We start from the raw sequence: 11507 nt of genomic DNA, 5'->3' as shown, positions 1-11507 counted from the left end.
ACTGGATTCTCAGCGCGTGGCTCCCGTTTTTTGTGCTGAACATCGTTGGGGAAGAATTTGTCTGGCGGGTGTCGCACTGCCGCGGCAAGAGGTTACGTTCGGGGAGCGGGCTTGGCTGGTCAATGGGATTCTGTGGTTTCCCGCGTTCCGGCCGCGATCGGGGCGATTGTTCGTGGCGCCGGACATATGGGGCCGCTGACCCACGCAGACGTGGTGGCGGATCGTTTGGTCCGGCAGATATTGCTCCATGACCGCGGGATCGCGAGCTGCGTGACCGCGGATCGCCCTTTTCGTTCAGGGAACGCAACCTTTTCGCCAGCCTCGCCAGCTTCCCTCCATAGAAGCGCGGAAGTTCGCAATGGGCCAGGTAGGGCCTAATGTCGACGGCCGAACCTCGGCTTTATCTCGGCAAGATTCTCGCCACATTTGAGCCGGACAAGACTGAACGAAGTGGATCCTTGGTGCGGAGATCACACCATATCGGCGATGGGGACGCGAACGGGCAGCACACTTCCGATCGGCTCGTCCGCGCCGAAGAAATCCTCCCGCATCTGCATTTCGGCGTAGAGCTTGTCCGCTTCCGCGAGAGTGGCATCCGCACCAGCGATTTTGCCGCGCCGCTCCGCGAGCCCCAGAGCTAGCAAGGAGCGGGCAAGCTCCGGCCGTAGTTCAAACCGCCTGGCAAGGCTGCAGGCCTGTTCGAGCCAGCTAACGGCCAATCTGGAAGATTTCAGCTCCGCAAGGCCGCGCAGTACGATGATCTCGCTCCACGGGTCGCCGCGTTCCCGCGCAAGTTCCAGCGCATGGTCGAGATTGGCCGCAGCTTCCGGCTCACAGAGGCGCGCACGCACGCAGGCGAGCACCGCGCGCGCGTGACATTCGAACTGGGCAAGATCGAGCCGCTGAGACTCGGTCACCGCACTTTCCAAGGTAGCGCCCGCGTCGTGGTTGCGGCCGAGCAGGAATTCCGCATGCCCGAGCACCGTCAATAGCCATGGCCGGAGTAGGATAGACGCGCTGGTCGCGGCTTCGGAGGACCACAACTGCAGCGCCTCGACAAGCGCCGGCTCGGGCCCGCGCAGGACGCCCACCACACCGGTGAAATAGGCGGCCGCGCAGCTGTCGATCGGGCGCGCCACTTCGGCAACGACCTTCCGCAGCTCGGCAAGCGAGCGCTCAGCATCGTCGAACCGGCCAAGGCGCGCTTCCGCCTGCGCGCGGTGCCCCAGGTACCAAACCGCACGCGCACCGAGCTGTCCGAAACGCTCCAGACGCCACGCTTTGGTGAACCTCTCCTCATGCGGAACAAGCCGCTCCAGCACCTGCCGCGCCTCACTGCGGATCAGAAGCGCCTGTGAGGCGGCCAGATCCGACTCGCTTATGCAGCGCTGCACGCCGTTTGTCGTCGCACCGCGCTTGAGTGTGTCGGCCGGTTCCAGCGCCTCCTCGTAGCGGCCGTGGGAGCTGTTGAGATAGCTCAAGTGGAGCAACACGTCGGAGATGAGTTGCGGATCGCCCAGTTCCATGGCCAGTTCGCGCGCTTCTAACAGCTGCGGCAGCGCCTTCTGGTAGGCACCAAGGGCGCCGTAGGCGGGTCGCATCCGCACCCGCAGATTGATCGCCTGGGCGAGAGTTTTCGGATTTCGGGGCAACGCGGCGACCGCCTTGCGAGCGCTTTCGAGGAGCTGGACCGCGGCGGAATAGGCCGAGCGTTCCTCGGCCCGACCCGCCGCTTGCAGCAGATAATCCGCGGCAGGTTCCCACGCCTCGGCACGAAGCGCGTGTTCGGCCAGTTCCTCGATGTGGTGGTTCAGCGATCCGGCATAGAGTCTGTCCATCGCAACCAATGCAGCCCGATGCAGCCTTTTTCGGTCCTCCGCCAGCAGGGATTCGTAGGTCACCTTGAGCGTCAACGCGTGCTTGAACGTATATTCCACGTGAGGATAGCTCTGGACCTCGAACAGGAATTCCAAACTCTGCAGTTTGGCCAGGCATACCTCCAGCTCCGCCTCCGGCAGCGGCGAGAGTGCCCTCAGCAGCGGAAACGGGACATTCTTGCCGATAACCGAAGCGACTTGAAGTACCTGCCTTTCGGAGTCACCCAGCTGCTGGATGCGTGCGGCGATGAGCGATTGAACCGTTGACGGGATGGTGATGGATTCCACCGGCCTCTTGAGCTCGTAGCGGCCGGACTGGCCGGCAAGGGCACCGTCCGCAACCAGTCCGCGCACCATTTCTTCCAGAAATAGCGGCGTGCCCTCTGCCCGCTCGGCAAGTGATTTCCGCAGTTCCCCCAGGCTTGGATCGGATCCCAGCAATTCGGTGAGGAACTGCTCCATTTCGTCCCGCGAGAACCGCTCCAGCCTTATCTGCTGGAAATAGCCGCGGCGGTTCCATTCGTGCCGGTACTGCGGCCTGTAGGTGGCGAGCAGCATGATACGATTGGCACCCATGACTTCGACCAGCCTGTTCACCACGGTCTCGCTCTCGGCATCGATCCAGTGCAGATCCTCGATAAGCACGGCTACGGGCGAGGCCCGGCTCAAGGCAACGAGAAAAGCGCTCATCGCCTCGGATACCCGTGAGGTCCGCTCCCGCGCATCGAGATGCCGCCAGGAAGAATCGTTGATCGGCAGGTCCGCGAGGAAGGAAAGCGGCGCCGTGTGACGTGGATCCAGGTCCAGTTCCGCCTGTTTGAAGGCAAACAGACGCTGGGCTTCCGCCAAGCCGTCCTCGCCGCGAATGCCACAAGCCGAGAGCAACAGCTTCTTTACAGCGCCAAGAGCAACTGACGAATCAAACTCCAGACCGCCACATTCGAGCACAGTAAAACCGGCCACCTCGTCGAGGGAGAGAAATTCATGGGCAAGCCTCGACTTGCCCATGCCGGGATCGGCGACGATTCCGACGACTTGGCCGTGGCCTTCCCTGACGCGGCGCCAGGTTGCAAGAAGGATTTTGAGCTCGAGCTCGCGCGCCACCAGTCCGGTGAGGCCGCGGTTGGCCCTCAGGTGCCAGCGCGACAGAGCGTAATTTTCGCCCAACAGCTCGTAAATGCGTTCGTCGCGGCCAAGTTGCGGGTGCTCCGAGTGCGCTAGGCGGTGCATCTGCACATAGCCACCGGCGGCTGCGCGCGCGCGGCCTGTCGCGGCGATCGTCGCACGGTGCAAGGCACGCATCAGCCGGTTGGCTGCACGAGGAGCGGCTCCGGCCAGTTCGACCTTGCTGGCTTCGGTCGTCCATTGCTGCCGTACGATCACCTCGCCGGTGTCTATTCCGGCCCTCAACTGTGTCCCGCCCTGGGAAAGCTCCTCCACTGCCAGCTTGGCCGCGAGCGCCGCGCGACAAGCGAGATAAGCGTGATCCTCGGTGGCGCGAGCGAGGCCGAACGCTGCGGTGATTGTCCCGTCAGCAGCCGACGTCACGACGCCGCCATGGCTCTCCACGACTTGTATGACCCGATCCTCGACGGGCTGGAGTTCACGGATTGCCACTTCCGGATCCTCCGCTTCGAGGAGATGCATGGGACTGACCACTTCCGCGGCGAGTACTGTTATGTACTGCCGAGAGCGGTTGATCCCCAAGGACGCCGGAGGGCCTGCTAGTTGCTGCGTCTGTTCGGGGTCTGCTAGGAAACGACGCGTTTCGTCCACGAAGGTCGCGAATGCCGGTTCATGGCCAAGCAGCACGTGGTTGACGCTGTCGAGCGCAACGAAACGCGCGCCGGGGATTTTGCCGGCCATCGCCTGGCCATGATCGAACGGAATGACTGCGTCCCTCGTGGCATGCATTACGAGGGTCGGAACACGAACCCGAGGTAACAGCTCGTCCACGTCGATGACGGCGCCTTCCTCGAAGATGCGATGGGCAATCTCAGGCGAGACGGTATTGCGTTGCAGCTCGTTGTACCAATTCCTCTGTTCCGGCGTTGCTTCCGGAATGAAGAGGGAGGTGAACATCTGGCGAAACACCGGGTCGTCTTGGCCCCAGCCTTCCTGTATCAGCGCTCCCATGGCTTCGCGGCGCGCTATTTCGCGCTGATTGCCCCGTTTGCGCCAGCCTTTAGTAAATCCGCCATACAGCACCATCCCCGCCACGCGCTCGGGATGGCGGACGGCATAGGCTATCGAAACGGCGCACCCCTGGGAAATGCCAAGCAGAGAAACGCGGCGCAGACCGGCCGCATCGATGATGCTCTCCAGGTCGGCGACCATGGCCTCGAAGGATAGGTCGGCGGGATAACGGTCCGATAGGCCGTTGCCGCGCTGGTCGTAGCGTATCAGCTGGTAGTGCGCTGAAAGGCCCTCGATCCAATGCTTCCACACCGGACTGTCCCATTCGAGCTCGAGATGGGACATCCAGTGGGCGGCTCTTACCAAAGGGGGGCCTTGACCACTCAAGGAATAGGCCAGGTGCGCGCCGTCGGGCGTTGTGCACCGGCGGATCTCCTGCGCAAGGACCCGCTCCGGCGGAGGGCGGAGCTGTATCTCCGCCGCAGGCCAAACATGCGTCGGAGCGACGGTCTCGCCGGTGGGAGCGGCCTCGGTGTCGGTTCTCGAAGCGCGGCCCTGGACCATGGCGGATTGCCGTGCTGCCTCGCTCAGCCGGCGGATGTCCGCTCGAAGTGCCACGTCCCCGGGCTCCAATCCGTGCAGGACATGGGCGTGCGAAAGCGCACGCACCGGCTCATCCGCAAGCCGGTCGACGAGCACCCGAAGGATGCGCAGATGCGTCACGTGCAGTTCGTCGGCGGTCGCAATGCGCCAGGCTTCGAATTCCGGACAGCGCGGCAGTGAGAGATCATCCAGAAAACTTCCGCGGAACGCTCCGGCGAGGGCCTCCAGTTTCTCGAGCTCGAGAGCCTCTATGTCGCGAACGCCAAGACCGCGGAGCGGCGCGATGTCCAGCACGACTTCGCTGGTGTTCAGGCGAACTGCGCTGCGGTCGGCTTCCAAGATCCCGCCGTCCCCGAGGTCGACAACCTGTCGTATCTTCGAGAGACTCCAGCGCAGGGCGCCGCGAGGATCGTCCGGTACCTCCCAGAACATTTCACAAAGGCGCTCGCGCCGCTGCGGGCGCTCCACGAGCGCAAGATAGGCCAGCAGCGCCCGCGTCTTTTTCGAAGGCGGCAAGGAAAGGACCTCGCCAAGGCGAAGGACGGTCAGATCTCCGAGGACGCGAATTTCGAGCGACACTTTGTTGACCCCAGTGCGCCTGCTAAATTAGCAATTGATTGTATCAAGTGCGTGCCGCTGCCGAAAGCGTTGGTTTCCAGAAGCGTGAGGTTTCCGCCTGCGCTCTGATTTGCTCTCCCTTAGTAGGAAAGCCGACACGGATAAGTGCAGATGAAAGCCGAGCCGGAAGGGATCACGCCCGTTCCGGCTCGCTTTGGTGGTGGCGACGGCACTCTGAAAAGCCGGAGACGGGATCTCACGCTGCCGCGCGCATCCATCGGGGCAGCAGGCTCTCGGGATTTGCGCAAGCGCCGGGCGTGTAGTTTGCGCCAACGAACTCCAGCCGGGCGGCGAGCGTGCCGTCCCGCCAGGCCGCAAGCGTATCCATGCAGCCACCGATATGCTCGCCGCCGACAAAGACCTGCGGAATTGTAGGCGAACCGATCCGAGCCCTCAGGGCCTTGCGGATTTCCCCTTCCAGGCTGTTCTTCTGGAATTCCGGAGTATCGATTTCGATGGACCTGTAGGCGATTCCGGCACGGTCGAAGAGCTTTCTTACCGTCCAGCAGAATTCGCACCATGTCAGGGCGAACATGACCACCGGACGCTCCGGATCATGGATCGCCTCATCGACAAGCGCATGCGCCGACTGGTCGATTTGGATTTCGTTTACGGGTGCCGATGAAAGGGCAGAAGGACGGCGGCCGGTCGAAGCGGTAGCCGGGTGTGGAGCGAGGGATCGCCTCTTCGGCGGGCGACATTTCCTCGCTGATGTGATCGAACAGAATCGTGCTGAGATACCGCTCACCCGTATCAGGCAACATACAGAGCACGTTCGGGTCCGGGCCGACGCGTCGAGCAATTTCCAGAGCCCCGCTCAAGGTTGCCCCGCCGGAGATGCCCGCCAGTATTCCTTCTTCCGTGGCAAGCCGACGCGCGGCTTCTAGAGCGTTGGCGCCTGAAACGGGTAGGATCTCGTCCACAAGATCGTCAGCCATCGCGTTGCCGACGATTTGCGGAATGAAATCAGGGCTCCACCCCTGCATCGGGTGTGGCCGGAAGCGAGTGTGCGCCCGAGTCGGCAGTCCGTGTTCGTCGAAAGTTTGGGGAATGCCACTCGACAGCAGCGCCGAATTGTCGGACTCGCAGACGATGATCCGCGTTTCCGGCCGCTCGCGCTCGAGCACCCGCGCCACACCGGCAAGCGTTCCGCCGGTCCCGGTGCCGGTGACCCAGTAGTCCAGCGGACGGTCCCGGAACGCCGCGAGGATTTCGAGCGCTGTCGTGCGGGCATGAATATCGGCGTTGACGGGCGTCTCGAATTGCCGGCAGAGGAACCAGCCGTGCGTTTCGGCTAGCTCGATCGCCTTGGCGAGCATGCCGCTGCCGCGCTCGACGGCAGGTGTCAGCACAACCTTGGCACCGAAGAAACGCATCAGCTTGCGGCGTTCGAGGCTGGCGTTTTCCGGCATGACGATGACGAGAGGGTAGCCTTTCGTAGCGCAAACCATGGCCAATCCTATGCCTGTGTTGCCGCTCGTCGCCTCGATCACCGTCTGGCCAGCCACGAGTGCGCCGGAACTCTCCGCTTCTTCGATGACCGCGGCTGCAAAACGGTCCTTGACCGAGCCGCCAGGATTGAACGCCTCGATCTTGGCATAGAGCGAAGCAGCGCCGTTGTTGATGCGGGAAAGGCGGACGACCGGCGTGTCGCCGATCGTGTCGAGAATGCTGTCGTAGATACTGCTCATCTTAGCCGGTCCTTGCTTGGTGACGATGGGACATCGTCGGTCCCTTCGATCTCTAAAAATGGCAGGCAGTCGTGGTTTGCAGCGTTCGAATCACCGTGGATAAGTGGATTTCGACGTTTGAATCAGCGGCTCATCGCAGGATCCGGAAGGCGGCCGCATGGGACCTGCGCTCTCGCGCCGGATGAGGCTGCCAATACGGCCAGAACCGCGAGATTGGCCGCGCCCGCGACAAATGCCAGCAGGAAAGCAGGCCCATAGCTGCCGAAGCTGTCATAGATGAAGCCGCCGAAATAACCGGCCACGCCCATGCCCACCCAGGCGATCAGCATGACGATGCCGAGTGACTGGCCAAAGCGTTCGGCTGGTGCAAATTGGCGCACGCAAAGGATCAGGCACGTCATGTTTCCGGCAAAGCCGAAGCCGAAAACCGCCGACAGCGCCAGCAGGCTCAGTTGCTGGTCCAGCGCGGGAAAAATCGCTACGCATGCCGTCTGAATGAAAGATGCAAGGGCATAGGCAGCAAGACTGCCTGCCCGGTCGGCGAGGAGCCCGAATGCGATTCGCCCGACGGCGCCGAACAGCATGGCGATCAGCAGGCTGAGCGAGCCGACATCCGAAGATCCGCACACGGCCGTGACGAAGCTCGTGAGGTGCACCAGCGGGACGCCCATGCAGGCGCAGCAGAGGAATGCTGCGGCACATAGCAGCGTCACCGGAGAAAGACGGCCACCTTGGAAACCTGGCTTCGCTGAAAGATGCACCGGTGCGGCAACGGGCGGCGCCTGAACCGCCGGCATGAAGATCGCCAGCATAGCCATCGTCGCCACAGCCATGATCGCGTATGCGAGGCGCCAGCCGACGCCGTCGATCAAGGCATTTGCCGCGTAGGGCATTATGCCCTGGCCTAGGGCTCCGCCTGCTGTGACGATCCCGATCGCCAGGCCGCTGCGGCGGTGAAACCAGAGCCCGGTTACGGCAAGTACCGGCGCGTAGAGACAGGCAAACCCTAGCCCGCCCAACGCGAAGTTGGCCGCATAGATCTGCCAGAGCGAAGTGGCGAAGGAAAGCGCGGCGAGCGCGATCACCATGCCAGCCGAACCGATGAATAGCAGACTTCTGATATTCAGGCGGTCCGACAGCCGGCCCCAGAACAGCCCGCCAAAGGCCATGCCGACGCTCGAGAGCGTATAGGCAAGGCTAATGTCGGCTCGCGACCAGCCAAACTCCGCCTCAAGCGGTCTGATGAAGACGGATGTCAGCGCCAGGCTGCCAAATCCGAACGCCATGGCGGTCGTGGCGCCAGCCGCAGCCAGAATCCCGCGCAGCCGCATCGTGTTGTGCTGAAGCTGCCTGGCTCCAGATGGTGGTGATGAACGATTCGACATGTTCCTGCCCTCCAAGGACCGCTTTCGAGGTTGTCATCGCCTGGCGGGATGGATGCAGGCGTGTGGATAAGCGTGGAAACTCAATGTCGCCCGTGGAAACGGCCCTGCTTAGACCTGCAATCTCTCCGCACTGGAAATCTCTGGCATCATTGATTCGTCCACTGGCGAGGACGCCGGGAAGTCGCTACTCTCCGCCTCATGGTCGCTTCGCCTGCGGTATCAGGTCGTAAATGGTTGAAAGGCAGGGGCGAGCAAGCCAGCCAGGTTTGGAGCGCCCCACGCGCATTGGCAGAGCGAGGCACGGCCGATCCATGACAACGCTTTGCCCGCCGCGGCTGATCGTGGTTGACGACGAGGAAGGCGTGCGAGAAACACTTGCCGACTATCTCGGCCAGCAGGGCTTTGACGTCAGGACCGCGGAGGACGGTCGTGCGCTCGATGCTCATCTGGTAGCCGGACCTGCGGATCTCATCATGCTTGACGTCAACATGCCTGGCGAAGATGGTTTTGCCATTGCGCGCCGCTTGCGCGCCTCCAGCTCGGTGCCCATCATCATGGTCACGGCGGCTGGTGACGTGATCGACCGCATCGTTGGTCTTGAGATCGGCGCTGACGATTATGTGGCTAAGCCGTTCGACCTACGGGAACTGCATTCGCGGCTCAGGGCGGTTTTGCGGCGGCTCAAGAGAGGCAGCCAAAGTGACGTGCCCAATGCGGGACCGGTGGCTTTGGCCGATCGGGTACCATCGCAAAGGGAAGAAGGGCTGATCCCATTCGGAAAAGTCATGCTCGATTTTCCTAGATATTGCCTGGTGGCTTCCGATGGCGAGAGGCAGCGCCTGACTTTGATGGAAATAGAGCTCTTGAGGGTATTCGTCGAAAACCCTCATCGCGTACTCAGCCGCGAACATATTTTCGAGCTCGCTCACGGCCGCGCAATCGAACCCTTCGATCGAAGCATTGATATTCGCATCACGCGGTTGCGCCGCAAGATCGAGATCGACCCGGCCAAGCCCGAAATCATTCGGACGATCCGCGGTGTCGGTTATCTATTTACCCCGCCCGAGACGCGCGCATGACGGATCAGCCCCTGGACATGGTTGAACGGGCGGTGGCCGGCCCTGGAGCGGGCGATATGGGCAGTTCCAACTTGCCAGACATCGGCGTTCTGCATGCGCTCCTCGATGCCATGCCGGCCCGGGCGGTGTTCATCGATCGCGACCACCATTATCGTTATGCAAATCGCGAGTTTCTCGACTTCGTGAAGCTACCGATTGATCGGATTATAGGGCGGCACGTGGCCGCTGTCCTCGGGCAGCCGGTTTTTGATTCCTACTCGGCAATCGCGGCGAAGGTCTACTCTGGAGAGAGAGTTCGCTGGGAGGGTTGGGCGAACTATGGCGGGCTGGGTAGGCGCTATATTCAGGAGAACCTCGTTCCCTTCATGTCCGCCATTGGGCAAATCCAGGGCGTCATAGCTATCGGTCTCGACCTCACAGAGCACAAGCTACGCGAGCGCGAGTTTGCCGAGCGGCTCGAAGCGCAGACTGCAGTGGAAACCATGTCGTCCGCGATTATCGCATCCGCGCTCGACTGCGTCGTCGTAATCGACGAGGACGGCCGCGTCGTTGAATTCAATCCTGCTGCCGAGACAGCCTTCGGCTACAGCCGCGAAGCGGTTGTCGGCAAGCCAATCGCTGAACTGATCGTTCCCGAGCACCTGCGTGCTCGACATCATGCGGGCATGGAGCGATACATGCTCACCGGGGAAGCGGCGGTCCTGGGTCGCCGGGTTGAGATCGAAGCAATGCGCTCCGACGGTACGTTGCTGCCGGTCGAACTAGCGATAACGGAGGTGCGGCTGCCGGACCGCAGGTTCTTCACGGCACATATTCGTAACTTGACCGAGGTCCGCCGTGCCCAGGAGGAAATCGAGCGCCAGCGCGACGCGCTGCATCAGAGTGAGAAGCTTGCAGCTCTAGGCTCGCTGCTTGCCGGTGTCGCGCACGAGCTCAACAACCCGCTTTCAATTGTCACCGGTCAGGCGCTCATGCTGCGCGAAGCTGCCAACGCTCACCTGCTACGCGATACCGACCTCCACAAGATCGCCGAGCGCAGCGTAAAAATCGAAGCTGCGGCGGAGCGCTGTGCCCGAATAGTGCGCACTTTTCTTGCCATGGCGCGTCAGCGCGCTGGCGAACGGCGTGAGGTGGACGTCTCCGCGTTGGTCGATGGAGCGATCGACCTGCTTTCCTATGGTCTCAAAACGGGCGGTATCAAGCTTGCAAAAGACGTGCAGCCCGCCCTGCCGCGCGTCTGGGCGGATGGCGACCAGATCCATCAAGTCCTGGTTAATCTCATCGTCAACGCCCAGCAGGCGCTTGAGGAAATCTCTGGCCCGCGTCGGATTGCCGTGTCCGCTCGGCACGATCCTTCCAAATCCAACGTCGCCCTCACCGTCAGCGACAACGGCCCGGGCGTTCCGGAGCAGATCCGCAATCGTATTTTCGATCCGTTCTTCACCACCAAACCGCAAGGTATTGGCACGGGCATCGGCTTGGCCGTTTCTCGGGGTCTGATCGAGGCCCAAGGGGGGAGCCTGGTTCTGCAGCCGTCACAATCGGGCTGGGGCGCCTCTTTCGTGATCCAAATCCCGATTGGTGTAGCGGAGACGTCGGCACCCGAAAGAGTTCTTGAATCGATCGACAAAAAGGTGGCCGAACCCGAGGTCCGACGGGCCCTTGTCGTTGACGACGAAGACGAAATCGCCGGCATCCTTGCTGAACTCCTCGACCGGCAGGGTTTCACCTGCGACTTGTCTGCGAGCGGCGAGGACGCTAAAGCGCTTGTGCGCACCAACGATTATGACATCATCCTTTGCGACATCCGAATGGCCGATGGCGATGGGCCATCATTTTTTTACTGGCTTCAGGAGGCGAAGCCCCATCTTGTACGCCATATTGGCTTTGTCACCGGCGACACACTTGGCCCGGCCGCCGGCCGGTTCCTCGAGCGGAGCGGGCGCCCGGTTATCGAGAAGCCGTTCCGCCCGGAGGACGTGTCCCGCTTGGTCCGGCTTCTTGCAGATCACACCTAGACTAGCTGCACGCACGGAAATGGCGCGCCATTCCCGGACCCACTCGGGATCCAGCAATAGCAACGTCCTGTCGAGGTCGACCTGAAATTGATACCCGGCC

The 11507-nt window shown here is 62.2% G+C and carries 6 protein-coding genes; 2 read left to right on the top strand and 4 right to left on the bottom strand.

What is annotated here, in order from left to right; genetic code table 11:
* Positions 1-470: 470 nt before the first annotated feature.
* From E5W87_RS28910 to E5W87_RS28895, 4 genes are all read right to left on the bottom strand, one after another.
* On the bottom strand, positions 471-5195 hold the full coding sequence (locus tag E5W87_RS28910; protein WP_292405303.1) for an alpha/beta fold hydrolase: 4725 nt from the start codon (positions 5193-5195) through the stop codon (positions 471-473).
* 235 nt (positions 5196-5430) lie between these two features.
* A complete protein-coding gene (locus tag E5W87_RS28905) occupies positions 5431-5769 on the bottom strand; it encodes a glutaredoxin (RefSeq protein WP_292405308.1) in 339 nt (112 codons plus the stop codon).
* 31 nt (positions 5770-5800) lie between these two features.
* A complete protein-coding gene (locus E5W87_RS28900; RefSeq protein WP_292405300.1) occupies positions 5801-6925 on the bottom strand; it encodes a PLP-dependent cysteine synthase family protein in 1125 nt (374 codons plus the stop codon).
* 122 nt (positions 6926-7047) lie between these two features.
* Entirely contained in the window at positions 7048-8310 is a 1263-nt protein-coding gene (locus E5W87_RS28895) for an MFS transporter (protein ID WP_292405297.1), read from the bottom strand.
* A 341-nt stretch (positions 8311-8651) separates the two neighbouring features.
* On the opposite strand from E5W87_RS28895, the gene E5W87_RS28890 reads away from it, so the two are divergent.
* A complete protein-coding gene (locus E5W87_RS28890) occupies positions 8652-9389 on the top strand; it encodes a response regulator (protein ID WP_367118890.1) in 738 nt (245 codons plus the stop codon).
* Entirely contained in the window at positions 9386-11407 is a 2022-nt protein-coding gene (locus E5W87_RS28885) for a PAS domain S-box protein (protein ID WP_292405294.1), read from the top strand. The genes E5W87_RS28890 and E5W87_RS28885 overlap by 4 nt, the downstream gene beginning before the upstream one ends.
* Positions 11408-11507: the final 100 nt, after the last annotated feature.

The sequence above is a fragment of the Mesorhizobium sp. genome (assembly GCF_004962925.1).
In the GTDB taxonomy this organism is placed as follows: domain Bacteria; phylum Pseudomonadota; class Alphaproteobacteria; order Rhizobiales; family Rhizobiaceae; genus Mesorhizobium.
This window is presented reverse-complemented; position numbering and strand designations above follow the sequence as displayed.